Genomic DNA, 25,433 nt, shown 5'->3' on the forward strand with positions numbered 1-25,433 from the left:
CGGAACGGTGGTAATCCGCGACAGCGGCTTTGTTTGATCCGGTTTTTGGCCGGAAACACTGGCCTCCCAGGCAAGCGCGACGGATAAGAGTCCTTGCAGACTGCAGAAGATGGAATTTGCCTTGTGAGGCTGATGGCGCGCGGCTTGGGGTGGGGACTTTTGGCTGCGGGCGCGGCGATTTTGGTTGCGAGTCATTCCTTTGCGCAGCAGGACACCGAGGCTCCCCTCGCCGATCTCGATGTCCGGAAAGGCGTTGCGCCCCCGCTGTCGATTGCCAGCAGCCTGCCGTACAACGGCGATCCTTTCGGCACCCGGGCCTGGCTGGCCCGACATGGCGTCACCTTCGGATTTGTGTACACGACCGAAGGCCTCGCCAACGTAAGGGGCGGCCTCAACCGCGCCGCCGTCGGCGGCGGCAAGCTCGAGGCGCTGTTCGGAATAGATTTCGGCAAGCTTGCCGGTTGGGATGGCCTGACGCTGTTCGCCAACATCTTCCATATCCAGGGCAACGGCGGACCGGGACGTAACCTGGTCGGCAACCTGAATACCATCAGCAATATCGAAGCGCTGCCGACCACGCGGCTTTCCGAATTGTGGCTGCAACAGACCTTTCTCGGCGGCATGGCCAGCATTCGCGCCGGCCAGCTCGTGGTCGATACCGAATTCCTGTTCAGCCAGTATTTCAGCTTCTTCCTCTCCAGCGACTGGCCGACCAATCCGGCGGCCAACATTCCAAGTGGCGGCCCTGCCTATCCGCTGTCGACGCCCGGCATTCGGCTCAAGGTCGAACCCACGCCGCAAACGGCATTCCTGCTCGCGGTGTTCAACGGCGATCCGGCCGGCCCCGGCCTGAACGATCCCGAACTGCGCAACCGCTACGGCCTCAACTTTCGCGTCAACGATCCGCCCTTCGTGATCAGCGAGTTTCAGTACCGCTACAACCAGGATGCCAACTCGACTGGCCTTGCCGGCGGCATCCGCTTTGGCGGATGGCATCACTTCGGCACATTCGACGATCTGCGTTTCGACACTGCCGGCCATTCGCTGGCAAGCCCGCTCAGCACCGGCATCGCGCGCCGGCTGCGCGGCAATGACGGGATCTATGCCGTCATCGACCAGCAATTGTACCGGCCGCCCGGCGGCGACGTGAATTCCGGCGTGGCGGTGTTTGGTCGCGTCGCCTACAGCCCGCCCGATCGAAGCCTGAACGATTTCTATCTCGACGCCGGCATCATCTTTGCCGGCATGATCCCGGCCCGGCCGGCAGACATCTTCGGCGCTTCGTTTATCTATGCGCACATGTCCGACCGGGCGCGCGGGCTCGATCGCGATACCCGCTTGTTGACCGGCCTGCAGGTGCCGTTGCGCGATTATGAGCTGTCTTTCGAATTCACCTATGGCGCCGCCATCATTCCGGGCTGGACCGTCTATCCCACCGCCCAGCTCATTTTCCATCCCGGCGGGAACGCGCCCGACCCGAGATCGCCGACCGAACCGATCAAGAACGCGGTGGTGATCGGGGTGCGGTCGGTGATGCAGTACTAGATTGGAGGCCGCTTCGCGTCACTCCGGAATGACGATCATGAGGCTGCGGCGAACGACTCCGCCCGCGCCATCGCCCAGGCCTCGCGAAAGCGCGGATCGCTGGTGCCGTCGATCAGCTCGCCCGGGCGAAGCGATGGATAGAGTTTCGCGAATGACAAGACCTCGGTGGTCGAGGTCCGCTGCGAGAAGTGGATCGCCCGGATCTGCTGCGGATGTTCGAGGCCCGCGGCGGCGAGCAGTTCCGCCAGCGCATGCAGGGTCGCGTGATGATAATTATACACCCGGTCGATCTTGTGCGGCACCACCAGCGCGCGGTTGCGCGAGGGATCCTGCGTCGTCACCCCGGTCGGGCAGCGGTCGGTATGGCAGCTCAGCGACTGGATGCAGCCCAGCGCAAACATGAAACCGCGCGCTGAATTGCACCAGTCGGCGCCGATCGCCATCGCGCGCGCCATGTCGAACGCGGTCGCGATCTTGCCGGCGGCGCCGATCTTGATGCGGTCGCGCGCATTGATGCCGATTAGCGCATTGTGAACGAAGTTGACGCCCTCGCGCATCGGCATGCCCAGATGGTCCATGAATTCCAGCGGCGCCGCCCCGGTGCCGCCTTCATTACCGTCAACCACGATGAAATCCGGATAGATCCCGGTCTGCAGCATCGCCTTGCAGATCGCCAGGAACTCCCAGGGATGACCGATGCACAGCTTGAATCCGGCGGGCTTGCCGCCGGACAGCCGACGCATCTCGCCGATGAACGCCATCATTTCCAGCGGCGTCGAGAATGCCTTGTGATAGGCCGGCGAGATACAGTCCTCGTCCATCGCGACGCCCCTGATCCTGGAGATCTCCTCGGAGACCTTGGCCGCCGGCAGCACGCCGCCGTGGCCGGGCTTCGCGCCCTGGCTGACCTTGAGTTCGACCATCTTGATCTGGTCGTCGCTGGCGACTTTCGCAAACAATTCCGGATTGAAGGTGCCGTCGCGGTTGCGGCAGCCGAAATAGCCGGAGCCGATCTCCCAGATGATGTCGCCGCCGTTCTCGCGATGATAGGGACTGACGCCGCCCTCGCCGGTGTCATGCGCGAACTCGCCCTTTTTGGCGCCGGCATTGAGCGCGCGCACCGCGTTGGGGCTGAGCGCGCCAAAGCTCATCGCCGAAATGTTGAACACCGAGGCCGAATACGGTTTGGCGCAATCCGGGCCGCCGATGGTGATGCGGAATTTTTCGCTGGCATGGGTCTTCGGCGCCATCGAATGGTGCATCCATTCGTAGCCTTCCCTGTAGACGTCCTCCTGCGTTCCGAACGGCCGCTTGTCGAGGACCATCTTGGCGCGCTGATAGATCACGGCGCGGGTGTCGCGGGAAAACGGCATGCCGTCCTTCTCGCTCTCGAAGAAGTACTGGCGCATCTCCGGCCGGATCTCCTCGAGCAGGAAGCGCAGATGCCCCGAGACCGGATAATTGCGCAGAACCGCGTGGTTCTCCTGCACGAGGTCGCGGATGCCGAGCAGCGTGAGGCCGCCGAAGATCAGAATCGGAATTGCGACCAGTTCCCACACCTTGAGCTTGGCGTCGAAAATCCCGATGCCGACCAGCAGTGCCGTGACGACGGCGCAGATCGTCAGCACGATGTAGCGCGGCGAGAACGGAAGCATCAGCGTTTCCATGGGACCCCTCCGGCGAATGCGCCAAATTACTATTGTCGGCCTTGAGCCTGAACGAACTTCAGAACAATGCTGTACACGATAGCAGGCGTTACAGGTTACGGATATGACGGTGGACCGTTTCACGGCAGGCTACCGAAATAGCGGGCGCAAGATCAATGCGTCAGCCGCGCAGGCGGCGGCCTTGAAATGTTGCTGCAGTGCAATGCGGCGGGAGCTTCATCATGCGAAGGCAGGGGGTCACGTGATTGCGCGCCGATGGCTCGCGAATGACGGGCTGTATTGGTAGCCACCTATGGTGGTTTGTTGCGCCGGGCCGTGGCTAAAGCTGTGGCGGCATTGACAGCGGTGGCTGGGCCCCGGCTCTGTGGCGCACCGCCAAAGTGAGGCGCTGCATCGCGTCCGGGACACGAGAGCTAGCGCTCCACGAACGCCTTCTCGATGACGAAATGGCCAGGCTCGCTGTGGCTGCCTTCGAGAAAGCCGCGGGTCTCGAACATCACCTTCAGCTCTTCCAGCATGCCGGGGCTGCCGCACATCATGATGCGGTCGGTCTCGATGTCGAGCGGCGGCTGGTGGATGTCGTTGAACAGCTGCTCCGAGGTGATCAGGTCGGTGATGCGGCCGCGGTTGCGGAACGGCTCGCGCGTCACGGTCGGATAATAGGAGAGCTTCTCAGTCAGCAGCGGCCCGAACAATTCGTCGTCGCGCAATCTCGCGACCAGCTCCTCACCATAGGCGAGTTCGGAGACCTGCCGGCAGCCATGCACCAGAACGATGCTTTCGAACCGCTCGTAGACGTCGGGGTCCTTGATCAGGCTCGCGAACGGCGCCAGCCCCGTTCCGGTCGACAGCAGCAACAGGCGCTTGCCCGGGATCAGATTATCTGAAATCAGCGTGCCGGTCGCCTTGCGCCCGACCAGGATGGTATCGCCTTCCCTGATCTTCTGCAGTTTCGAGGTCAGCGGGCCGTCGGCGACCTTGATCGAGAAGAATTCCAGCGCTTCCTCGTGATTGGCGCTCGCCATCGAATAGGCGCGCAGCAACGGGCGGCCATCGACCTCCAGCCCGATCATGGCGAACTGGCCGTTCTGGAATCGAAAGCCGGAATTGCGGGTGGCGGTGAAGCTGAAAAGCGTATCGGTCCAGTGCCGGACGGAAAGAACTTTCTCTCTATGGAATGCGCTCATGTGATTTCGTTTTTCCTGACGGCTTGCTTTGGAACGAACGAGTTGTTTGGCCCCGAAAGAGGCCAAAAACCCCTGCAATGATGGGTGATCTGGCGTTTCACCTACGCCAAAACGGGAGATAGTCAACCAGCCTTCAAGCGCATTTGCGCGCTCACAATGACGGTCGATCCATCTGCAGAACGGGTTCAGGAAATTGGCATCGTACAGACGACGCAGGCGCAATTAACTTGCTGAAACAGACGTCGATCCAGCAGTAAATTGCCCCACGCGGCCGGAAACATCGTTAAAGATAAAAACAGCAAGAATGGAATGCCAGATCGCCGGATATTGCATGCGAAACCTATGGGAATTCCGATCGGGCAAGCCGAGCCATTATCCGGACCAATCGGTCTATGCGGCTTACGCCTGCGCCGAATTTGGCCTTGATTTTACGGACATCGACGCCGGGACGGGGCTGGTCTTCAGCGTCAGTTCGGCGAACCGAAGCCTGCATTTCGGCGCCGGACGATGTTCATGGTATCCGCAGAACAACGCCACCGCCTCGACGCTGGCGTCCGACAAGTATTTCGCGGCCCGGATTCTGACGCAGGCCGGCGTCGCCGCACTCGGCGGCGAGTACTTCTTTCTGCACGACCGGCACCGCGCCCATCGCCCGGCGGGGCACGAACGCGAGGATGCGCTGGCGCATTTTGCGAAACTGGGCGGCTCGGCTTTCGTCAAACCTCTGACGGGATCGCGCGGCGACTTCGCGCAGGCCCTGCATGACGGGACCGCGCTGATAAAATACCTCGCTGAGGTCGCACAGTATTACGACGCGATCCTGATGCAGGGAATCGTTGCCGGCAACGAGTATCGGGTTTTTCTGCTCGACGACGAGGTTCTCTTTACCGCGCGCAAGCAACCGCCGTCGATTGTCGGCGATGGCGCCAGCCGCATTCGCGACCTCCTCACCGCGCATAATGACGGCCTGCAATCGCGCGGCCTGTCGCCGGCTTCCATCGATCCCGACGCCGCATTCGACGCCGTGCTGCCCGCGGGGGAACGCTGGGAGATTCCCGGGCGGATGAACCTGAGCGCCGGGGGAACGATGGTGCTCGAAGCGCCACCTTCCGCGGCCGCGTTGACGCTGGCGCGACGGGCGGCGCGGGCGCTCGGGCTGCGCGTCGCCGCCATCGACCTGTTTACCGGTATCGGCGGCGACGCCAATGCGATGCAGGTGATCGAGGTCAATTCCAACCCGTCGATCCGCATGCTGGAGCAATCCGGTCGCGGCGACCTGATCCTGAAAATCTGGCATCATGGTTTTTCCGCGATGGGGCTGCTTTAGTGTATGACCTTCCGAAATTCGGCAACGGCATCTGCCTGGGCCGAATGGCCGAGCTGCTCGACGAGCTCGCCATCGATCGCTCGAAACTCAAGCGCATCTCGGTGGTCGTCACCGGATCGAACGGCAAGGGCTCCACCGCGGCATTCTGCGCCGGCATCGGCCGCGCCTATGGCCTGCGCACGGGATTGTTCACCTCGCCGCATATCTACCGTTTCAACGAACGGGTTCAGGTCGATGGCGTCGAGATCGGCGATGCCGATCTGACGCGATTGGCGTCGCGGATCGAAGCCGCGATCGCCAGGATCGCCGCGCGGCGCGGCGAGCAATTCGGCGGCTTCGAAGCCCTGTTCGCGCTGGCCTGCCTGCATTTTCAGGAGACGGAATGCGATTTCGCGGTGTTCGAGGCCGGTATCGGCGGACGCTACGATGTGACGCGCATGGTCGGTGCGCTCACGGCCTGCGTCACCTCGGTCGATTACGAGCATGTCGCACTGCTGGGCCATTCCCTTGACTTGATCGCCTCCGACAAGAGCGATGCCTGCGCCGCCGGCGGCACCATCGTCTACGGCGAGAATTGTGCGAACCTGAAGCCGCATCTGATCGAGTACAACCGCCATCGCGAGGTCACCTCGCGTTTTGTCCGCGACGATATCGCCATCGGCGGCGAGACCGCTACCGCATCACGGCAGCAGTTCGATTTCCGGTTCGGGGTCTACGATTTTCGAGCGCTGGAAATGAACCTGCTCGGCGCATTCCAGTTCAACAACGCCGCGATCGCGGTTGCCGTGTTCCTGCTGTGGCTGCGGCGGATGCGGCCCGGGGCCGATGCCGCGGGATGTGAGGCCGCCGTGCGATCGGGCCTGCGCGGGACGCGCTGGCCCGGCCGCCTCGAAACGATCAAACCTGACCCGCTCACCATTGTCGATGTCGGCCACACCCCCGACGGGGTCAGACAGTCGCTGGCCAGCCTCAAGGCAATCCATGGCGCGGAGGACTGGATTCTCGTCACCGGCATTTCCAGCGACAAGAAGGCCGACGAGATCGTGGGCGCACTGGCGCCATCCTTCGGCACCATCATCTGCACCCGCGCGCACCACAAGGGCGCAGATGCTGCTGCCATCGCAAGCTCGGTGCGCAGGGCCAACCCGCACGCCGATATTCGCATCGCCGCGACGGTCGCGGAAGCCGTGGCAATGAGCCAGCAACTCGCCGCCGCGCAACAGCGGAAGATATACGTGGCCGGCGGTCTTTTCCTCGCCATCGAATATGCGACGGTCGCCAACGGCGGCCGCGCGGAGGATTTGAAGTTCTTCTGACGGTGAGTTTGCTCTAGCGTCGAACCCAACGCATAATGCGGGAAGCCGCATGTCAGGGAGAGCGCGCCATGAGCGAGTCAGTCAATCGCCAGATCCTTCTGGTTGAAAAGCCCACCGGAAAACTCGGGCCCGAGCATTTCAAACTGACACAGGGCGCCATTCCCGAGCCGAAAGATGGCGAGGTGCTGCTCAAGGTGCGCTACATCTCCCTCGACGCCGCCAACCGGGCGTGGATGCATGGCGCGACCTACCGCGCGGCGGTCGAGGCCAACACGGTGATGGCCGGCGGCGGCATCGCCGAAGTGGTGGCGTCGAAGGACCCCAGCCTCAAGTCCGGCGACATCGTGTTCGGCGACACCGGTTGGCAGGACTACGCGGCGGTGCCGGCGAAACACCTGGGCAAGATGCCGAAGCTGGAACCAATGACGCATCTGCTCAGCGTCTACGGCATCGCCGGGCTGACCGCCTATTTCGGGCTGCTCGACATCGGCAAGCCGAAGGCCGGCGAGACCGTGGTGGTGTCGGCGGCAGCCGGATCGGTCGGCTCGATCGTCGGCCAGATCGCCAAAATAAAGGGATGCCGCGTCGTCGGCATCGCCGGCGGCAAGGACAAGTGCGACTGGCTGGTCAACGAGCTCGGCTTCGACGCCGCGGTCGATTACAAGGACGGCGCGGTGTTCAAGGCGCTGCGCGCCGCCGCGCCCAAGGGCATCGACGTCTATTTCGACAATGTTGGCGGCGACATCCTCGAAGCCTGCCTGGCGTTGATGAACAATCGCGGCCGCATCGCCTGCTGCGGCGCGATCTCGCAATATGACGGCGTGCCCTCGGCCACCGGGCCGCGCGGCGTGCCCGGGCTGATCGTGGTGAAGCGACTCATCATGCAGGGTTTCATCGTGATGGATTATATGGACCAGCGCGATCAGGCGCTGAAGGACCTGCAATCCTGGGTCGCCTCCGGCAAGCTGAAGGTGCAGGAGGACGTCATCAATGGCCTGGAGAACACGCCGAAGGCGCTGATCGGACTGTTGGCCGGCGAGAATCGCGGCAAGCGGATGGTGAAGGTGTAAAGCCGCACTCTATCAACCCGTCGTCCCGGCCTCCGAGCCGGGACCCATACTCCGCGCCGGTTATCGTGAAAAAAGCCATCTGACGCAGTGCCGCAACGCGACGTCACGGCGTATGGGTCCCGGATCAGCGCTCGCTTTGCTCGCTTGTCCGGGACGACGGAAGAGTTGATCGCTAATGCGTCACACTTGGCACCGTTTGCGGCGCCGGCGCTTCGCTCTTTCTTCCCGCCAGCCAGTTCTCGAACCGCTGCACCACGACGAAGAACGTCGGCACGAACAGCACGGCGAGGCAGGTCGAGGCGATCATGCCTGAAAAAACCGTGATGCCGATCGACTTGCGGGCGCTGGCGCCGGCGCCGGTCGCCAGCACCAGCGGCACCACGCCGAGGATGAAGGCAAACGAGGTCATCAGGATCGGACGGAACCGCGCCCGCGCCGCCTCGATCGCGGATTGCATCAGGGGTTTGCGGTCGCGCACATGCAGCTCCAGCGCCACCTCGACGATCAGGATGGCGTTCTTGGCCGACAGCGCGATCAACAGGATGATGCCGATCTGGGTGTAGAGATTGTTCTCGATCCGCAATCCCGTCAGCACCGCCATCGGACCGAGCAGCGAGAGCGGCACCGCCAGGATCACCGAGATCGGCGCGTACCAGCTTTCATACTGTCCGGCCAGCACCAGGTACACCAGCAGCAAGGCCAGGCCGAACGCCCAGTAGATCTGGCCGCCGACAACCTTCTCCTGGTACGACATCGCGGTCCATTCATAGCCGGTGCCCGGCGGCAGGGTCTTGGCGGCGATCTCCTCCATCAGCGCCATCGACTGGCCCGAGCTGTAGCCGGTGGCCGGCAGGCCGATCACCGTCGCGGACGGATAGAGATTGTACAGGCTGATCAGCGACGGGCCGACCGCCGGGGTGATCTTCGCCACGGTGCCGAGCGGGATCATGTCGCCCTGCGAGTTGCGCACCATCAGCTTTTCGATGTCGCGCGGGGTCAGGCGAAACTGCGAATCCGCCTGGGCGTAGACCTGGAAGGTGCGGCCGAACTTGTTGAACTGGTTGACGAAGCTCGAACCCATATAGGACGACAGCGTCGAGAAGATCTGATCCGTGGTGACATGCAGGGTCTGGGTCTTGACCCGGTCCACCTCGACGTCGAACTGCGGCACCATCGAACGGAACGACGAACTGACGCGCTGCAGCGCGCTTTGCGACTGGCCATTCGAGACGATGGCGCCGGCGATCGCCTGCAGCTTGCCGAAATCGGCATTGCCGTCGCGCAGCTGAACCTGCATGGCAAAGCCGGCGGCATTGCCGATGCCCTGGATCGGCGGCGGCGGCACCACCAGAATCCGCGCTTCCGGGATCGCCGACATCTTCTCGTTCAAGCCGACGAACAGCGACCGCAGGTCCTGGCCCGGGCCGCGCGCGCTCCACTCCTTCAGGATCAGATAGGCGACGCCGGCATTGGCGAGGCTGGACGAATTGTCGAGCGCCGAGATGCCGGCGATGGTGATCACCTGATCGACGCCGGGCGTGTTGCCGGCGAGGTCGCTGACCTGCTTCATCACATTCTGGGTCCGGCCGAGCGAGGCGCCATCGGGCAACTGCACCGCGACCAGCAGATAGCCCTGATCCTCGATCGGAATGAAGCCGGTCGGCACCCGCGACAGGCCCCAGCCGGCGATGCCGATCAGGATCAATGCTGCGATCACCGACACGCCGCTGTGCGCGACCAGCCGGCCGATCAGCCCGGCATAGCCGCGCTCGACACGGTCGTAGACCGCATTGAAGCCGCGATAGAACCAGTTGCGTTGTTCCGGCGGCACCGGCCGGCGCAGCCACAGCGCGCATTGCGTCGGCTTCAGCGTGGCGGCGTTGACGGCGCTGAGCAGCGCGGTGGCGGCGATCACCAGCGCGAATTGCGAATACATCTTGCCGGTCAGGCCCGGCAGGAAGGCCGCCGGCAGAAACACCGAGATCAGCACCAGCGTGATGCCGACGATCGGCGCGAACAAGGCATCCATCGCCGCGATCGCGGCGTCATGGCCGGACATGCCCTTCTCGATATTGTGGGCAGCGCCTTCGACCACGACGATGGCATCGTCGACCACGATGCCGATCGCGAGCACGATCGCAAACAGCGTCGAGATGTTGACGGTAAAGCCGAGTGCGGCCATCGCCGCGAAGGCGCCGATGATGGTCACCGGCACGGTCGTGGCCGGCACCAGCATCGCGCGCCAGTCCTGCAGGAAGATGAGGATCACGACCAGCACCAGCAAGCCCGCCTCGATCAGCGTCTTGTAGACTTCCTTGATGGATTCCGCGACGAACTTGGTGGTGTCGAACGGCGTGTCGTATTTGATGTCCTGCGGGAATGCCTTCGCCAGCACCGCCATCTTCGCCTCGACCGCCTTCTCGACCTCGAGCGCGTTGGCGCCGGGCGACTGGAACACGCCGATGCCGACCGAAGGCTTGTTGTTGAGCGAGAACACCTGGCTGTAGGTCTGCGCGCCCAATTCGACCCAGCCCACGTCGCGCACGCGGGTGACGTCGCCGCTGGTACCGGTCTTGACGATCACGCTTTCGAATTCGCTGACGTCATCAAGCCGGCCGCTGACATTCAGCGTGTACTGGAACGCCTGCCCTGATGGCACCGGCGGCGCGCCGACCTGGCCCGCGGTGACCTGCTGGCTCTGCTGCTGGATCGCCTGGATGACGTCCTGCGGCATCAGCCCGCGCACCTGCAGCTTGTTGGGGTCGAGCCAGACCCGCATCGAATACTGGCCGGCGCCGAACACCGTGACGTTGCCTACCCCTGGTAGCCGTGACAGCTCGTCCCTGATGTTGATGGTGGCGTAGTTGGAGAGGAACAGGCTGTCATAGGTCGCGTTCGGCGAGGTCAGCGTCACGAACAGCAGGATCGCGGTCGACCGCTTCGCCACCGTGACGCCCTGGTTCTGCACCGCCTGCGGCAGTTGCGACAGCGCGCTCGACACCCGGTTCTGTACCAACACCTGCGCGAAATTGAGATCGGTGCCGATCTTGAACGTCACCGTCAGCGAATAGGTGCCGTCGGCGCCGCTGTAGGACTGCATGTAGAGCATGTCCTCGACGCCGTTGACCTGCTGCTCGATCGGCAGCGCCACGGTATCGATCACGGTTTTGGCGCTGGCGCCGGGATAGCGCGTCGTCACCTGCACCGTCGGCGGCACCACGTCGGGATACTGCGCCACCGCAAGGCGAAACAGGCAGACGCCGCCGATCAGGATCATCAGGATCGCGATGACGTTGGAGAGGACCGGCCGCTCGATGAAGAATTTCGAAATCATGGACCGGTCCTATTTGGCCGATGCCGGCGGTGCCTGGTTCTTCTGCGGCTGCGGATCGACCTTCTGGCCGGGGATCGCGCGCAGCAGTCCGGCGGTCACGACACGGTCGTCCGGCTTCAGGCCGCTTTCGATCACGCGCAGGTCACCGTCCAGCGGACCGGCCACCACCTTGCGCTGCTCGACGATACTGTCGCTGTTCACCACCAGCACGTAGCGGCCGGCCTGATCGCTGCCCAGCGCCACGTCGGGCACCAGCAAGGCGCTTGCCTGTTGCTCGACGGGAACGCGGACGCGAACGAAATATCCGGGCAGCAGGACCCGATCAGGATTGGGCAGCACGCCGCGCACCGCCAGCGTTCCAGTCGACTGGTTGACCGTCGGCGCCGCATAGTCGAGCTTGCCCTTGTGCGGATAACCGCTCTCGGTCTGCAGCCCGACCTCGACCGGCAGTTGCTCGAGATCGCTCGGCGTCATGCCGCGGCGCCGGGCCTCGGCCCGGATCTTCAGCACGTCCTGTTCATTGACGTTGAAGTTCACATAGAGCGGGTCGAGCGCCACGATGGTCGCAAGCTGGGTCGGCGACGATGCGCCGACCAATTGGCCGACCGAGACCAGATGCGCGCTGACGACGCCGTCGAACGGGGCCGCGACATTGGTATAGCCGTAATTGACCGCCGCGATCCTGGTGTTGACCTGGGCCTGCTGCAGATTGGCCTGGGCGTTGTCGCGCGCGGACGTCGAATTATCCATCGTCGCCTGCGACACCACCTGCCTCTGCACCAGATCCGACTGACGCTTGAAGTCGGCTTCCGCCTGCTTCACCGACGCCTGCGTACCCGCCTCGGCGGCCTGCGCCTGCTCCAGTTTCAGCTTGTAGGTCTCGGGCTCGATCGTGAACAGCGTGGTGCCCGCCTTCACCAGGGTGCCGTCCTTGTAATCGATCGACTGCAACACGCCCTGTACCCGCGCGACGAGATCGACGCTCTTGATCGGCGCGGTGTTGCCGGTGGCTTCGAGGTAGCGCGTGATGGCGCGCTGTGTCGGCGGTGCGACCTCCACCTTCGGCGGCGGCGGCGGCACAAAAGCATTCTGTTCGCAGGCACTTAAAACGGCGAACGCAGACATGACGAAAGCAATACGAGAGGCGCTGGTGACTCCGCGCCGCAAATTGCCTGCCCGACCGGTGCATGTTGGCGGATGCGTCGGCATTATTGCTGTGCCCCAATTGTGTTTGGTTCTGGAAATATTCGGTTGGAAGAAAAAATTTCGTCACTCATGAATAGCAACAATCCTCTTGCAGTGGAACCCGAAACCGAAAATGATGCGGGCCTCCGAATTTCTTCGTTCGATCCATTCCGAATCTCACTTTCATTGCAGCGGCGGCTGGCCCGACAACGCATAGGGATTTCCTAAAATGATCAACACGTTAAAACATGCGGCGCTGCTCGTAACCGCCATATTCATGGTGGCGACACCGGCCCATTCGCAAGCGCCCACCGACGCCCAGCGCAACGCCATCCGGTCCGCATGCCGTGCCGACTATCAGGCCCATTGCGCCAGCGTGCCGCCGGGCGGCGAGGCCTCGCTGCAGTGCCTGCAGAAAAACATGTCGAGCCTCTCATCCGGCTGCCAGAGCGCGGTGCGCGCGGTTGAACCCGCGGCGGCACCCAAGGCGGAGACGGCGCCATCAGCCGCACCGAAGGCCGGATCTGCTCCGGCTGCCGCGCCCGCTGCGGCAACTGCGAAGCCCGCAACCGCGGCGCCGGCGGCCCCGAAAGCAGCGGCAAGCACGACCGCCAACAAGCCGACCGATGCACAGGTTACCGCGATCCGCAGTGCCTGCCGCTCCGACTATCAGAAGGTCTGCGCCGGTGTGCCGACCGGAGGCGCTCCGGCACTGCAATGCCTGGAAAAAAACAAGGCGAAGGTTTCGGCGCCCTGCGCGCAAGCCGTCAACGCCCCCAGCGGTGCAGCACCTGCAGCCGGCGGTACGGCGCCTGCCGCCGGTGGCACGGCTGCAGCAGCCCCCGCCGCCGCGCCCGCGGTCATCGTGTTGCGGCCGATGCGGCCGCGCGAAGAATTGTTCGTCCTGAGGTCGGCATGCAGCGGCGACGTTCGCACGCTGTGCGGCGGCGTAGCGCCCGGCGGCGGCCGGATCATGCAATGTCTGGCGACGCGGGCGGGTTCGATTTCGCCGGCGTGCAAGGACGTGCTGGCCCAGTTCGCGGTGCAGTAAACCGAAATGACGCGGCCTTCGGCCTGCCGGATCAAGCAGGCCCAAGACTGTTCCCAAGATTGTTCCCAAGGCTATTCCCATGCCTATTTCCAAGGCTATTCGGTGCGGAACGCGAGGATCAACTGGATCAGCCGGACCGACAGCGCAACGTAAAGAAGCGTCATGGCGATCTGGTAGGCCAAATGCCAGTCCAGCCTTGCCAGCTTGTAGAGGCCGTCGATGAAATTCAGCACCAGAAGAATGACGCCAAACAATTCGACGCCGCGGCCGACCAGGCTGTGACGCAAATAGCCGAACAGCTCGATCGCGGGATCGGCACTCGAGACATGCGCTCCCGCCGAAACGATCAAGGTGCCGATGATCACCTTTTCGACGTGCGAAAATATTTCCTTGGAAGCCTGCTCCATATGTCCGGAATAGAACGCAAGCCACCTGTTTCTGATATCCGCCATGGATTCTCCTTGATGGACCGGCGATGGTTTCAAAGCCTCAATACAGCGGGTCCACGGCCCGGAAGCAAGCCAGCGAAAACCCGTGATCACCGACGCAAGAAAGGAAACGACCCATGCTACGCACGATGCTGATGACCGCCGCCCTGCTCTGTGCCTCGCAAGCGGCCTTTGCCCAGGAGCTGACCGCCGAGCAACGCAGCGCCTGCATGGGCGATTATGAGAAATACTGCAAAGGCGTAGCACCCGGCGGCGGACGGATCATCGCTTGCCTCGCCAAGGAGAGCGACAAGATCACGCCGGCCTGCAAGAAAGTTTTGACCGCTGCGGAGAAGAAATAGCCGGCGTTCGGTTTGCCCTTACCGTCCCCTGGAGGGGGTCGAGACGAGCGAAGCTCGCTCTGGGGTCGACGCGAATGCGGTGCGCCGCTGCACCTGACGCCGGCCCGGTCCTGACCGATATTTTCGGTAGCGTCGCTGACCGGCGAGCGGTAGGGTGCCCGCCAAATTGTAAGTATACTGTCGATTAGGGAGGGATCGAGCTTGCGTATCGCCGTGATCGGCGGAGGCCCTGGAGGTCTCTACTTCGCCTATCTCTGGAAGAAGCGTCACCCCGAGGCGCAGATCGATCTGTTCGAGCAGAATCCGGCCGGCGCCACCTGGGGCTTCGGCGTGGTGTTCTCCGAGCAGGCGCTCGAATTCCTGCGCGCCGACGATCCCGACACCGTGGACGCGATCGCGCCGCGGATGGAGAGCTGGAAGAACATCACGCTGAATCTACGCGGCGAAAGCGTTGAGATCGACGGCGTCGGCTTCTCGTCGATCGGCCGGCTCGATCTCCTGAAAATCCTGCAGGCGCGCGTCCGCGCGGTCGGCGTCGAGCCGCGTTACGACACGACGATCCGGTCGGTGGATGAGCTTGATGGTTACGACCTGATTGTCGCCGCCGACGGCCTGAACTCGCTGGTGCGCCGCAGCTTCGAAACCGAATTCGGCGCATCGGTATCGCATTCCACCAACAAATTCGCCTGGTACGGCACCTCGAAACGCTTCGAGACGCTGTCGCAGACCTTCGTGCAGACCGGGCTCGGCGCGTTCAATGCGCACCATTACCGCTACGCACCCGACATGAGTACGTTCCTGGTCGAATGCGATTCCGCGACCTGGCAGCGTTACGGCTTTGCCGACAAGACCATCGAGCAGTCGCAGGCGATCTGCGAACAGGTATTTGCCTCCACGCTGGACGGCCACAGGCTGGTGTCGAACAAATCGGTGTGGCGCAATTTCCCGTGGATCTGGAACGAGCGCTGGTCGTTCGGGAATATGGTGCTGATCGGCGATGCGCTGCATTCCGCGCATTTCTCGATCGGATCGGGCACACGGCTTGCGATCGAGGACGCGATCGCGCTGGTCAAGGCGATGGAAGCGGTGACGGACATTCCAGCAGCGCTCGAACGTTACCAGAGCGAGCGCAAGCCGATCGTGCAAAAGCTGGTGAAGGCGGCGCGAACCAGCGCCGACTGGTACGAGAAATTCCCCGAGCATATGCAGCTCGGCCTGATGGATTTTGCCTACTGCTACATCACCCGCTCCGGCCGGATCGACGATATCAGGCTGCGCGCGATGTCGCCGGCCTTCATGGCGCGTTACGAGGCATCAAGGCAGCACGAGGCCAGCCGATGACACGCGAAATCGCCGACCAGGTGCCATCGGACAGCCCCGGCGCGCGGGAAATCGGCTTTGCGATTCCGCAGACCTATAACGCCAGCCGCATCCTGTTCGACAACCTTGCGAAAGGCCGCGGCGACCACCCCGCGCTGATCGGCCCGCTGGGGACGCGCAGCTATGCCGAGCTCTGCGCCGAAGCCTGCCGCTGGGGCCACGGTTTTATGTCGCTCGGACTGCAACGCGGCGACCGCATCCTGATGTTCCTCGACGATACGCCGGTCTATCCAGCGGCGTTTTTCGGCGCGGTGCGATCCGGCTTCGTGCCGCTCTTGATCAACACGCTGACGCCACCGGACCTGCTGCAGTTCTATCTGGCGGATTCCGGCGCCACCGTGGCGGTCGCCGATGCCGAATATGGTTCGCGCTTCGATGCCGGAGCCTGCAAGGAAACGGCGCTGCGCACGCTGATCGTGGTCAATGGCGCAGCACCCGCTCACGCCGTGGCGAATACCATCATCGCCGAGAACTGGCTGCCGGCGTTTCCCACCGAGCTCGCGGAAGCCGACACCGGCCGTAACGAGATGGCGCTCTGGATGTATTCGTCGGGCTCCACCGGGCGTCCCAAGGGCATCGTCCATCTGCAGCACGACATGGCCTATAGCGAGGCTGCGTTCGCCCGCAACGTGCTGAAGCTTGCGCCCGGCGACATCTGTTTCTCGGTACCAAAGATCTTCTTCGCCTACGGCTTTGGCAATTCGATCACCTTCCCGTTCGCGGCGGGCGCCACAACACTGCTGCTGCCGGGTCAGCCCAGGCCGGCCTCGATCTTTGCCGCGATCGAACGTTTCCGGCCCTCGGTGTTCTTCGGATTGCCGACGCTCTACACGTCGCTGACAAAAGCCGACAATGCGGCGGCCACGGATTTCTCCTCGCTGCGGATGGCGCTGTCCGCCGCCGAAGTACTTTCCGCCGAGGTGTTCAACGGCTGGAAGGCGCTGACCGGCCTCGAAATCGTCGAAGGGCTGGGATCGACCGAGGCGCTGCATATTTATCTCTCCAATCGTCCGGAGCAGAAAAAACCCGGCGCCGCCGGCCTGCGCGTCCCCGGCTATGAAATCGAGCTGAAGGACAAGGACGGCCGCCACGTCGGCGACAACGAGGAGGGCATCCTGTGGGTGCGCGGCGATTCCAACACGCCGCTGTACTGGAACCGGCCGGACAAATCGGCCGAGACCATCCGCGAGGGTGGCTGGATTTACACCGGCGACCGCTTTGTCAGGGACGCCGACGGCTTCCACTTCTTCCGCGGCCGCGCCGACGACCTCATCAAAATCTCCGGACAATGGGTCTACCCGCTCGAAGTCGAGCTCTGCCTCGCCGAGCATCCCGCCGTGCGCGAATGCGCGGTGTTCGCCGTGGAACTGCCGGACCGGCGCATGACGCTGAAGGCGGTGGTGGCGATGAATGACCGTGGGTTCGATGCGGCGGAGACGACGAAGTTACTTCAGGATTTCGTCAAGGCGAAACTGCTGCCCTACAAATATCCGCGCGAAGTGCGCTTCCTCGACGAGTTGCCGAAGACCGGCACGGGGAAGATCGATCGGCAGGCGTTGTTGAAGGCGTAGCCCGCGTACGCCTCCACACACTCGCTGTCGTCCCCGCGAACGCGGGAACCCATACGCCGCGGCCCATCGTTAAAAAACACTGTTCGACACCGTCGCACAATACAAAGTGCGGTGGCTATGGGTCCCTGCGCCCCGTGCGCAATTGCGCACTAGGCAGGGACGACGAGGAAGTATTTACTGCCGCGGCAAGGCCGCAGCTGCCATCAGCCTGACTTCCCCAGATGCTCCAGCGCGCCCTCGGCGCGCAGCGGCACCCGCGACGCCTCGTTGTTGAGATCGACCAGCTGCGTCAACAGCGCCATCAGCGTTTTGCGGTCGGCCGGTTTCAGCGGCTGCAGTATCCGTGCCTGGGCGCGCTCGACCGACGGGATTATATCGCGCAGCAGCGCGGCGCCGGACTTGGTCAGATACAAGAGCTTGGTTCGCTTGTCTCCGGGCGAGGGCTTGCGCTCGATATAGGCCTTGGCCTCCAGCCGCTCGATCACGCTGCCGAGCGTGGAGCGGTCGAACGCGATGACGGCGGAAAGCCTCGTGGCATCGATGCCGGGATGGGTGCGGATCGAAACCAGCGAGGCATATTGCACCGGCGTCAGGTCGTATGCCTTGCACTCCTCGACGAAGATCGCCACCGCGATCTGCTGCATCCGGCGGAACAAATAGCCGGGCGCGGTGTAGACCGCGTCCATCGTGATCGGATCCGGTTTACTCGGCATCGGCTTGCTTGTCCGGGGCGGCGTCCGTGAACGCCTTCATGGCCTGGGCCGCCGCTTCAGCCTTCAAGAGGCGCGGATAGGCCGAGACGTCGACGCCGAAGCGGCGCGCGTTGAAGAGCTGAGGCACCAGACAGAGATCGGCGATGGTCGGCGCTTCGCCGAAGCAGAACGGGCCGGGCTCATTGGCGATCAGGGCTTCGCAGGCAGCCAGGCCCTCGCGGTTGGCCCACGCCGCCCAGCCCGTCACCTGCTCCTCAGGCAGGCCGAGTTCGCGCAGCCGCGCCAGCACCTTCAGATTTTGCACCGGGTGGGTATCGCAGGCCACGGCCTGCGCGAAGGCGCGCACCCTGGCGCGGCGCAGCGGATCTTTCGGCAGCAATGCCGGCTGGGGCCGGGTTTCCTCCAGCCATTCGATGATGGCGAGCGACTGGGTCAGCACCGCGCCGGTATCGTCCTGCAGCGCGGGGACCAGCCCCTGCGGGTTCAGAGCGAGAAAAGCGGGATCGCGCTGCTCGCCCTTGCGAAGGTGGTGCGACAGGTGATCGGCTTCCAGCCCCTTCAGATTCAACGCGATTCTGACCCGGTAGGACGCGCTGCTGCGGAAATAGCCGTGCAGCTTCATGACGAACCTCCCCTGAAGTCTTCTTGTCGGTTGCAGTGCGTCGTTGACGCTATCCATATTGTAAGTATGCTGTCAATCGAGACAACGAGAACCACGTCAAGAGAGCCGCGGGAGGCCCGTCATGGAAGCCGTACAGAAGACGCCGGAACGCGAGGCGTTCTACAAGAAGATCGACGGCGAAAACCTCTCGGCGCTGTGGAACGTGATGGGCGACCTGATCACGCCGGAGCCGAGGAGCGCCTGCCGGCCGCATCTGTGGAAATTCGACGCCATCCGCGACTACATGACCGAAGCCGGCAGGCTGATCACCGCCAGGGAAGCTACGCGGCGGGTGCTGGTGCTGGAAAATCCCGGGCTGCGCGGCCAGTCGAAAGTCACGACCTCGCTGTTTGCCGGCGTGCAGATGGTGATCCCGGGCGACGTGGCCCCCGCGCACCGCCACAGCCAGTCGGCACTGCGTTTCGTACTGGAGGGCAAGGGCGCCTTTACCGCCGTCGACGGCGAGCGCAGCGCGATGGAGCCCGGCGATTTCGTCATTACGCCGTCGATGACCTGGCACGACCATTCCAACGAAACGTCCGAGCCGATGTACTGGCTCGACGGCCTCGACATTCCGATGGTGCAGTTCTTCGACGCGTCCTTCGCCGAGGACTCCACGGAAGACCAGCAGAAGATCACCCGTCCCCCCGGCGACAGCTTTGGCCGCTACGGCCACAATTTGCTTCCGGTCGACGGCAAGCGCACTTCAAAGACGTCACCGATCTTCAACTATCCCTATAGTCACACCCGCGAAGCGCTGGAGCAAGCCAAGGCCCGCAATGAGTGGGATGCCTGCCACGGTTTGAAGCTGAGATTCTCCAATCCCGAGACCGGCGATTTCGCGATGCCGACCATCGGCACGTTCATTCAGCTGCTGCCCAGGGGATTCAAGACCGCGCGCTATCGCTCGACCGACGCCACCGTGTTCGCCGCGATCGAGGGCAAGGGCCGCACCCGGATCGGCGATCAGACCTTCGAATGGGGTCCGCGCGACCTGTTCGTGGTGCCGAGCTGGCACTGGGTCACCCACGAAGCCGATCAGGATTCGGTGCTGTTCAGTTTCTCGGATCGGCCGGTGCAGCAGAAGCTGGATCTGTTCCGGGAAGACCGCGGGAACGCGTGAGAGCCATCGTCGTCCCTGCGAACGCAGGGACCCATACTCCGCGGCGGTAATGGTTGCGGAAGGCGTCTGACACGATTCACTAAACGAGAGATCACGCGGTATGGGTCCCGGCTCAAGGCCGGGACGACGGCTACCGCCAGTGCAGCAACCGCGTCTCCAGCCAATTGATCAACTTCCCCACCGCGAGCCCGAACAGCGACAGGACGACGACGCCCGCCAGCAACTGATCGGTCTGCATCAGATTGCCGGCCTGCAGTACGAAGGCGCCGATACCGAACTGGGCGCCGATCATTTCGGCGCTGACCACCAGCAGCAGCGCGACCGAGGCAGAGATGCGGAAGCCGGCGAGGATCGAAGGCAGCGCGCCCGGCCAGACCACCCGGCGCACGATCGAGGCGAACGGCACGCCGAAACTCTGAGCCATCCGGATCAGGTTGCGCGGCACCGCATCGACGCCGCTATAGACCGAGATCGCGGTGGAGAAGAACACCCCGAGCGCGATGGTGGCGATCTTCGGCTCCTCGCCGATCCCGAGCCACAGGATCAACAGCGGCAGCAGCGCGATTTTCGGAATCGGAAACAGCGCCGAGATGAAAGTGATGCCGACGCCGCGCGCGAGGCTCGACAGCCCGATGGCGAAGCCGACCGCGACCCCGGCCATGGTGCCGAGGATCCACCCCGACCCTATCCGCACCACCGACGCCGACACGTGATTCCACAGCGCGCCCGACATCGCGAGCTTCCAGATCGCAAGGCCGATCGCCGTAGGTGGCGGAAGAAACAGCGGGTTGACCCAGCCGGCGCTGCCGGCCAGTTGCCACAGCCCGATCACCAGCACCAATGCGATCCAGCCGGAATAGCGGCCGGCCTTCGGCGCGAACCCGGCGCCGCGAAAGACGACGGGTCGCGCTTCGGTGGAGGCATCGTCCGGCGGCGAAGCCTTCGCTGGCGCGCGGTCAAGCATGCTGGACCTCGCGCTCGGCTTCGACAGCCTGTTCGCGGATCAGCGACCAAAGCTCGCTTTGCAGCGCCAGCAATTGTTCGCGGGCATGGATGTCGCCGCGCTCGCTGCGGCTCAGGGGAATGCTGACGACCTGGCGGATGCGTCCGGGCCGCCGCGACAGCACCACGATGCGGTCGGCGATCCGCACCGCCTCCTCGAGATTATGGGTGACATAGACCGCCCCCATCGACCCGTCGGCGAGCAGGCGGATAAAATCTTCCATCAGCAATTCGCGGGTTTGCGAATCCAGCGCCGACAGCGGTTCGTCCATCAGCAGGATCGCCGGCCGCACCGCCAGCGCGCGGGCGATGCCGACGCGCTGCCGCATCCCGCCCGAGAGTTGCTTTGGATACGCGCCGCAAAAATCCGACAGGCTGGTGCGGCGCAGCGCGTCCTCCACCACCGCGCGGCGCTCATGCTCGGAAAGACCCGCATGCAGCAGCGGGAATTCGACATTCTCCGCCACCGTGCACCATGGCAGCAGCGCGAAATCCTGGAACACGAAGGTCAGCGGGTTGCGGCTGTCCGGCGGCGGCGCGCCGCGCCATTCCGCCCGTCCCGAGCTCGACTGCAGGAGTCCGCCCAGGATCGACAGCAGCGTGCTCTTGCCGCAACCGGAGGGACCGACGATCGCGACTACCTCGCCCGAGCGCACGGTGAACGACACATCGTCGAGCACCTCGAGCGCGCCGAAGCGGTGACTGATATGGTCTGATATCAGGTCCATTTGGAATCCCGGTTTACGATCTCGTCTTGCCCGGGCTTGACCCGGGCATCCACGTCTTAACGGCACAACAGCAAGAAAGACGTGGATGGCCGGGTCAAGCCCGGCCATGACGAAATAGGTTGTCGCCCCGCATCAATCCGCCTTCACGAATTCCTTCGCGATGATCGCATCGACCGAAAATCCCTTGTCGACAAAACCCTGCTCCTGCAGCCAGTCGATCTGGTTGGCGACGTTCCTGACGTCGAGCTTGCCGTCGGGATCGATATAGGCGCAGTTGCCGACCACCTGCTCGACCTGCAAATTGGTGTATTTGGCGATGATTTCGAGCAACGGTTTTGTCTTGTCGTTGATGCCGGCCTTGCCGTCCTTGATCGAGGCCAGGATCACGTCGTGATATTCGCGGTCGGCGCGCCCCAGTGCCGCCAGCAGCTTCGTCACCAGCGGCTTGTTGCCGAGCGCCTTCGGCGAGGCGAACACGGCGCCGAGCTGCCACGGCGTTTCGTCGCCGACCCAGCCCAGCAGCCTGGCGCCGCCATCGTCGATCAATTTGCGCGCGGTGGAGACCGGCAACAGCGCAGCGTCGACGGTCTCGCCCTTCAGGGCGGCGGCGGCATTCGACAGCGACTGCATCGGCAGCACCTTGATGTCGCCGAGCTTGAAGTTGTACTTGTCGGCCAATAGCCCCAGCGAATAGTGGAAGCTGGAGCCGGTCTGCGTCACCGCGATGCGCTTGCCCGCGAGATCCTTCGGTGTCTTCAGGCCACCAGCATAGGCATTATTGCTGGCGAAATAGCCGATCAGCGGATAGCCGGCCTTCTCGCGGCTCATGCCGCCGATCACCTTCAGCGCGCCCTTGCCGGCGAGATTGTAGAGCCCCGCGGTGAAGGCGGTGACGCCGAAATCGACATCGCCCGAAGCGGTCGCCACCGCGATCGGTTGTGCCGCATCGAAGAATTTTAGCTCGATCTCGAGCCCGGCCTCCCTGAAATAGCCCTTGTCCTGCGCAATGAACACCGGCGCCGACGACGACAGCCGGAGCACGCCGATTTTGGCTTTCAATGGCTCCTGGCAACGGCCCTCGGAAGACGCGGCCACCGCCGCCGTCAAGGCCATCAGGCCCGCCAGGGCAAGCCGCGCAAATCCCGTCATCCCGTTTCCTCCGTCCTTTATCGTTGCAGTCTGATCAACCCAAGTTGAAGCATTGGCAAGATGTTTCGGCAATGGCAGTGCGCCCCCTCTCCCGCGCTTGCGGGGGAGGGTCGGGGTGGGGGCTCTCTCGGCGGTACGCGCACATCGAGTTCGCGGATGCATTCCCCCACCCGCGCGCTTCGCGCGCGACCAAAGAGCGAGCTTCGCTCGTCTCGACCCCCGCAAGCGGGAGAGGTCAGAAAGACAATACCGCTCACGCGAATTTCGGCTGCGCCGCCTGGGCCAGCAGCCTCGCGCGCTCGGAATTCGGCCACAGCAGCAGCAGGCCAAGCAATCCGGATGAGACCATGATGACGGCATTGATGGTGAAGCCGGTCATGTACCCCTCGATCGGCGTTGCCGCGTGCTGGATCACGCTGCCCATCACATACGGGGCCAGGATGCCAGCCAGCGTGTAGATCGCACCATAGATCGCGATCACCGCGCCGCGCTGCTGCACCGGCGTGAACTCGCCGAGCATCGGCGGACACACGACATAGATCGATCCGCATAGTCCGGAGCCGACCACCAGCAGCGCGATCTGCAGGCCCGCGCCACTGGCATAGGGCATGATCGCAAGGATGCATCCGCCGACGATCAGCGGCACCGAACCGAGCACGCCGCGTGCGCCGCGGGTGGTGAATCCGCGCGTCAGCATGACCTGCGAGATCCAGCCCGTCAGCAGCACGATGACGGCGCCGAACACCCAGGGCAGTACCGAAATCAGCCCCGCCTCCTTTTGCGGGAAACCCAGTCCCTTGACGATGAAGGGGGTGAACCAGGTCAGGCCGAGCGACAGCGCCCAATAGGCGCCGAAGGTCGCCGCGCAGCAGCCGATGAAGGTGCGGGAGGTCAGAAGCTGAAAATACGGCACGCGGGGATCGGCGGCGGCCATCGCCACGGTTTGCACCAGCGGGCCTTCCTTGCCCATCGCCAGCCACGCCACCACCCACATCAGGCCGACCACGCCGAGCGCGCCGAACGCGTAATGCCAGCTGTGATTGACGATGATCCAGTTCAGTGCGGGCACCGCGAGGATCACGCCGAACGCCGAGCCCTGCGACAGGATCGCGGTAGGCAGCGTGCGCTTCTCGTCGGGAAACCATTTGTAGATCGCATGCGCCGCCACCGAGAACGCCGGCCCCTCGCCGGCGCCGAGGATGACCCGGCAGATCACCAGCGTGGTGAAACTGACGGTGCCGACCATCGGGAACTGGGCCACCGACCAAACCACCGCCATCGCCAGCAGCACCCAGCGGGTATCGACGCGATTGACGATGAAGCCGACGACGATTGCCGAGGTCGAGAACAGCAGGAAGAACGAAGATCCGAGGAATCCGAATTGCTCGGGATTGAGCTTCAGCTCGTCCATGATCGGCGCGCCGGCGAGGCCAACCACGATCTTGTCGGCGAAATTGACCAGCATGAACAGAAACAGGAGAAACGTGATGGTCCAGGCGCCCTTGGGCGTCGGTTGCGTGGTCATGAGCTCCCCCGAGTCTTGATCATCTGGCCTGTTGGTCGACCTGGCCGGATGCTACCCGCGGGGCAAGCCGCAATGCAACTGGACATTTCTGGACGGATTACCGGCCACGACGTCCCGGCGCCCCCATCACGATCGCGTCGCCGCCACGATTGATCCCGTGATCTCCCGCTACGGCCTTGGTATACTCCCGCAATCCCGAAAGGGTTTTCAAAGAGGCATCGCGTCCGCTTGGCATGGCAACCGGCAACCCCATCGTGCTGAGCGTCAGGAACCTGACCAAGACCTATCGCTCGGCCGGCGAGCAGGTCGCGGTGCTGCGCGGCGTCAACCTCGATATCGCCGCGGGCGAGCGCGTCGCGTTGACCGGCGAATCCGGCAGCGGCAAGAGCACGCTGCTGCACCTGATCGCCGGGCTGGATGCGGCCGATGGCGGCGAGATCACCCTGGCCGATACAGCCGTCGCCGGGCTTTCCGATGCCGGCCGTGCGGAATTGCGGCGCGACCGGCTGGGGCTGGTGTTCCAGCAGTTCAACCTGATCCCGAGTCTCAGCGTGGAAGACAATCTGGTGTTTCAGTCGCGCATTGCCGGGCGTCATGACGCGGCCTGGCATGGCGAACTGGTGGAACGGCTCGGGCTCGGCGCGCTGCTGAAGCGCTATCCCGAACAATTGTCGGGCGGCCAGCAGCAGCGCGTGGCGATCGGCCGCGCGCTGGCGACAAAACCGCTGCTGCTGCTCGCCGACGAACCGACCGGCAATCTCGACGAGGCGACCGCGGATGACGTGCTGGCGCTGACCCGCGATCTGGTGACGCGCACTGGCTGCGGTTTCCTGATGGTGACGCACAGCGAGCGGCTCGCCGCCACGCTCGACCGCCGGATCCATCTCCATGCCGGACGGATCGCATGAACCGCGCGCTGTGGATTCTCGCGGTTCTGCTCAGCCACTGGCGGCGGCACCCGATGCAGCTAGCGACCCTGCTGATCGGCCTGATCTCCGCGACCGCGCTGTGGAGCGGCGTGCAGGCGCTGAACGCGCAGGCGCGCATCAGCTACGACCGCGCGGCCGCGACTTTCGGTGGCGCCCGCACCGCCATGCTGGTCGGCCGCG

22 protein-coding genes are annotated in these 25,433 nt (G+C 63.9%); 11 read left to right on the top strand and 11 right to left on the bottom strand.

The genetic code is table 11. The features are described 5' to 3' along the window. Window positions 1-93 precede the first annotated feature (93 nt). Window positions 94-1,545 (top strand): carbohydrate porin, encoded by a 1,452-nt coding sequence (locus Q7U29_RS25185; protein ID WP_304745911.1) that lies wholly within the window; start codon window positions 94-96, stop codon window positions 1,543-1,545. Window positions 1,546-1,580: 35 nt separating this feature from the next. On the opposite strand, the gene Q7U29_RS25190 is transcribed toward Q7U29_RS25185, so the two are convergent. Together Q7U29_RS25190 and Q7U29_RS25195 are read right to left on the bottom strand one after the other, a co-directional pair. Then, window positions 1,581-3,212 (bottom strand): FMN-binding glutamate synthase family protein, encoded by a 1,632-nt coding sequence (locus tag Q7U29_RS25190; protein ID WP_304745913.1) that lies wholly within the window; start codon window positions 3,210-3,212, stop codon window positions 1,581-1,583. A 413-nt stretch (window positions 3,213-3,625) separates the two neighbouring features. Continuing rightward, window positions 3,626-4,399, bottom strand: a complete 774-nt coding sequence (locus Q7U29_RS25195) for a ferredoxin--NADP reductase (protein ID WP_304745915.1) — start codon at window positions 4,397-4,399, stop codon at window positions 3,626-3,628. A gap of 331 nt (window positions 4,400-4,730) precedes the next feature. Between Q7U29_RS25195 and Q7U29_RS25200 the strand changes: the two genes are divergently transcribed. From Q7U29_RS25200 to Q7U29_RS25210, 3 genes are all read left to right on the top strand, one after another. Next, window positions 4,731-5,726, top strand: a complete 996-nt coding sequence (locus tag Q7U29_RS25200; RefSeq protein ID WP_304745917.1) for a RimK family alpha-L-glutamate ligase — start codon at window positions 4,731-4,733, stop codon at window positions 5,724-5,726. Beyond that, complete coding sequence (locus tag Q7U29_RS25205; protein WP_304745918.1) at window positions 5,726-7,042, top strand: folylpolyglutamate synthase/dihydrofolate synthase family protein; 1,317 nt, start codon at window positions 5,726-5,728, stop codon at window positions 7,040-7,042. Before Q7U29_RS25200 ends, Q7U29_RS25205 begins: the two co-directional genes overlap by 1 nt. 68 nt (window positions 7,043-7,110) lie before the next feature. Next, window positions 7,111-8,112, top strand: coding sequence for an NADP-dependent oxidoreductase (locus tag Q7U29_RS25210; protein ID WP_304745920.1), 1,002 nt, complete (start codon window positions 7,111-7,113; stop codon window positions 8,110-8,112). 172 nt (window positions 8,113-8,284) lie between these two features. Here Q7U29_RS25210 and Q7U29_RS25215 read toward each other — a convergent pair whose 3' ends face one another. Then, on the bottom strand, window positions 8,285-11,446 hold the full coding sequence (locus tag Q7U29_RS25215; RefSeq protein ID WP_304745922.1) for an efflux RND transporter permease subunit: 3,162 nt from the start codon (window positions 11,444-11,446) through the stop codon (window positions 8,285-8,287). A gap of 9 nt (window positions 11,447-11,455) precedes the next feature. Beyond that, window positions 11,456-12,571 carry an efflux RND transporter periplasmic adaptor subunit gene (locus Q7U29_RS25220; RefSeq protein ID WP_304745924.1) on the bottom strand — a complete coding sequence of 372 codons (1,116 nt, stop codon included), beginning with the start codon at window positions 12,569-12,571 and terminating at the stop codon, window positions 11,456-11,458. 289 nt (window positions 12,572-12,860) lie between these two features. On the opposite strand from Q7U29_RS25220, the gene Q7U29_RS25225 reads away from it, so the two are divergent. Further along, window positions 12,861-13,682 (top strand): cysteine rich repeat-containing protein, encoded by an 822-nt coding sequence (locus tag Q7U29_RS25225; RefSeq protein WP_304745926.1) that lies wholly within the window; start codon window positions 12,861-12,863, stop codon window positions 13,680-13,682. Window positions 13,683-13,777: 95 nt separating this feature from the next. Here Q7U29_RS25225 and Q7U29_RS25230 read toward each other — a convergent pair whose 3' ends face one another. Continuing rightward, complete coding sequence (locus tag Q7U29_RS25230; protein ID WP_304745928.1) at window positions 13,778-14,134, bottom strand: hypothetical protein; 357 nt, start codon at window positions 14,132-14,134, stop codon at window positions 13,778-13,780. Window positions 14,135-14,247: 113 nt separating this feature from the next. On the opposite strand from Q7U29_RS25230, the gene Q7U29_RS25235 reads away from it, so the two are divergent. From Q7U29_RS25235 to Q7U29_RS25245, 3 genes are all read left to right on the top strand, one after another. Continuing rightward, on the top strand, window positions 14,248-14,472 hold the full coding sequence (locus Q7U29_RS25235; protein ID WP_304745930.1) for a hypothetical protein: 225 nt from the start codon (window positions 14,248-14,250) through the stop codon (window positions 14,470-14,472). A 201-nt stretch (window positions 14,473-14,673) separates the two neighbouring features. After that, entirely contained in the window at window positions 14,674-15,813 is a 1,140-nt protein-coding gene (locus Q7U29_RS25240; RefSeq protein ID WP_304745932.1) for an FAD-dependent monooxygenase, read from the top strand. Continuing rightward, complete coding sequence (locus tag Q7U29_RS25245; RefSeq protein ID WP_304745934.1) at window positions 15,810-17,423, top strand: benzoate-CoA ligase family protein; 1,614 nt, start codon at window positions 15,810-15,812, stop codon at window positions 17,421-17,423. Before Q7U29_RS25240 ends, Q7U29_RS25245 begins: the two co-directional genes overlap by 4 nt. 203 nt (window positions 17,424-17,626) lie before the next feature. Here the strand turns inward: Q7U29_RS25245 and Q7U29_RS25250 are convergent, their stop codons facing one another. Continuing rightward, window positions 17,627-18,136 (bottom strand): MarR family winged helix-turn-helix transcriptional regulator, encoded by a 510-nt coding sequence (locus Q7U29_RS25250; RefSeq protein WP_304745935.1) that lies wholly within the window; start codon window positions 18,134-18,136, stop codon window positions 17,627-17,629. Continuing rightward, window positions 18,126-18,758 (bottom strand): maleylacetoacetate isomerase, encoded by a 633-nt coding sequence (gene maiA, locus Q7U29_RS25255; protein ID WP_304745937.1) that lies wholly within the window; start codon window positions 18,756-18,758, stop codon window positions 18,126-18,128. The genes Q7U29_RS25250 and maiA overlap by 11 nt, the downstream gene beginning before the upstream one ends. A 121-nt stretch (window positions 18,759-18,879) precedes the next feature. Here maiA and gtdA point away from each other — a divergent pair, with 121 nt between their 5' ends. Further along, window positions 18,880-19,920, top strand: a complete 1,041-nt coding sequence (gene gtdA, locus Q7U29_RS25260) for a gentisate 1,2-dioxygenase (protein ID WP_304745939.1) — start codon at window positions 18,880-18,882, stop codon at window positions 19,918-19,920. Window positions 19,921-20,050: 130 nt separating this feature from the next. On the opposite strand, the gene Q7U29_RS25265 is transcribed toward gtdA, so the two are convergent. The 4 genes from Q7U29_RS25265 to Q7U29_RS25280 all read right to left on the bottom strand — a co-directional run bounded on the left by Q7U29_RS25265 (window position 20,051) and on the right by Q7U29_RS25280 (window position 24,324). Beyond that, the gene (locus tag Q7U29_RS25265) at window positions 20,051-20,884 is read right to left on the bottom strand and encodes an ABC transporter permease (RefSeq protein WP_304745941.1); all 834 of its coding nucleotides are present in this window, start codon (window positions 20,882-20,884) and stop codon (window positions 20,051-20,053) included. Further along, window positions 20,877-21,650 (bottom strand): ABC transporter ATP-binding protein, encoded by a 774-nt coding sequence (locus Q7U29_RS25270; RefSeq protein ID WP_304745942.1) that lies wholly within the window; start codon window positions 21,648-21,650, stop codon window positions 20,877-20,879. The genes Q7U29_RS25265 and Q7U29_RS25270 overlap by 8 nt, the downstream gene beginning before the upstream one ends. A gap of 132 nt (window positions 21,651-21,782) precedes the next feature. Continuing rightward, window positions 21,783-22,799, bottom strand: a complete 1,017-nt coding sequence (locus tag Q7U29_RS25275; RefSeq protein ID WP_304745944.1) for an ABC transporter substrate-binding protein — start codon at window positions 22,797-22,799, stop codon at window positions 21,783-21,785. Between the two features lie 253 nt (window positions 22,800-23,052). Further along, a complete protein-coding gene (locus Q7U29_RS25280) occupies window positions 23,053-24,324 on the bottom strand; it encodes an MFS transporter (protein WP_304745946.1) in 1,272 nt (423 codons plus the stop codon). 254 nt (window positions 24,325-24,578) lie between these two features. Here Q7U29_RS25280 and Q7U29_RS25285 point away from each other — a divergent pair, with 254 nt between their 5' ends. Together Q7U29_RS25285 and Q7U29_RS25290 are read left to right on the top strand one after the other, a co-directional pair. Further along, the gene (locus Q7U29_RS25285) at window positions 24,579-25,232 is read left to right on the top strand and encodes an ABC transporter ATP-binding protein (protein WP_304745959.1); all 654 of its coding nucleotides are present in this window, start codon (window positions 24,579-24,581) and stop codon (window positions 25,230-25,232) included. After that, a partial coding sequence (locus tag Q7U29_RS25290) for a hypothetical protein (protein WP_304745948.1) occupies window positions 25,229-25,433 on the top strand: 205 nt, incomplete at its 3' end. The genes Q7U29_RS25285 and Q7U29_RS25290, both read left to right, overlap by 4 nt.

The sequence above is a fragment of the Bradyrhizobium sp. genome (assembly GCF_030654605.1).
Taxonomy (GTDB): Bacteria; Pseudomonadota; Alphaproteobacteria; order Rhizobiales; family Xanthobacteraceae; genus Bradyrhizobium.

Bases quoted from the DNA above. Each gene is read 5' to 3' on its own strand.
- Q7U29_RS25190 (WP_304745913.1), bottom strand. From the start codon at position 3,212: ATGGAAACGCTGATGCTTCCGTTCTCGCCGCGCTACATCGTGCTGACG.
- Q7U29_RS25195 (WP_304745915.1), bottom strand. From the start codon at position 4,399: ATGAGCGCATTCCATAGAGAGAAAGTTCTTTCCGTCCGGCACTGGACC.
- Q7U29_RS25200 (WP_304745917.1), top strand. From the start codon at position 4,731: ATGCGAAACCTATGGGAATTCCGATCGGGCAAGCCGAGCCATTATCCG.
- Q7U29_RS25210 (WP_304745920.1), top strand. From the start codon at position 7,111: ATGAGCGAGTCAGTCAATCGCCAGATCCTTCTGGTTGAAAAGCCCACC.
- Q7U29_RS25215 (WP_304745922.1), bottom strand. From the start codon at position 11,446: ATGATTTCGAAATTCTTCATCGAGCGGCCGGTCCTCTCCAACGTCATC.
- Q7U29_RS25220 (WP_304745924.1), bottom strand. From the start codon at position 12,571: ATGTCTGCGTTCGCCGTTTTAAGTGCCTGCGAACAGAATGCTTTTGTG.
- Q7U29_RS25225 (WP_304745926.1), top strand. From the start codon at position 12,861: ATGATCAACACGTTAAAACATGCGGCGCTGCTCGTAACCGCCATATTC.
- Q7U29_RS25230 (WP_304745928.1), bottom strand. From the start codon at position 14,134: ATGGCGGATATCAGAAACAGGTGGCTTGCGTTCTATTCCGGACATATG.
- Q7U29_RS25235 (WP_304745930.1), top strand. From the start codon at position 14,248: ATGCTACGCACGATGCTGATGACCGCCGCCCTGCTCTGTGCCTCGCAA.
- Q7U29_RS25245 (WP_304745934.1), top strand. From the start codon at position 15,810: ATGACACGCGAAATCGCCGACCAGGTGCCATCGGACAGCCCCGGCGCG.
- Q7U29_RS25250 (WP_304745935.1), bottom strand. From the start codon at position 18,136: ATGCCGAGTAAACCGGATCCGATCACGATGGACGCGGTCTACACCGCG.
- maiA (WP_304745937.1), bottom strand. From the start codon at position 18,758: ATGAAGCTGCACGGCTATTTCCGCAGCAGCGCGTCCTACCGGGTCAGA.
- gtdA (WP_304745939.1), top strand. From the start codon at position 18,880: ATGGAAGCCGTACAGAAGACGCCGGAACGCGAGGCGTTCTACAAGAAG.
- Q7U29_RS25265 (WP_304745941.1), bottom strand. From the start codon at position 20,884: ATGCTTGACCGCGCGCCAGCGAAGGCTTCGCCGCCGGACGATGCCTCC.
- Q7U29_RS25270 (WP_304745942.1), bottom strand. From the start codon at position 21,650: ATGGACCTGATATCAGACCATATCAGTCACCGCTTCGGCGCGCTCGAG.
- Q7U29_RS25275 (WP_304745944.1), bottom strand. From the start codon at position 22,799: ATGACGGGATTTGCGCGGCTTGCCCTGGCGGGCCTGATGGCCTTGACG.
- Q7U29_RS25280 (WP_304745946.1), bottom strand. From the start codon at position 24,324: ATGACCACGCAACCGACGCCCAAGGGCGCCTGGACCATCACGTTTCTC.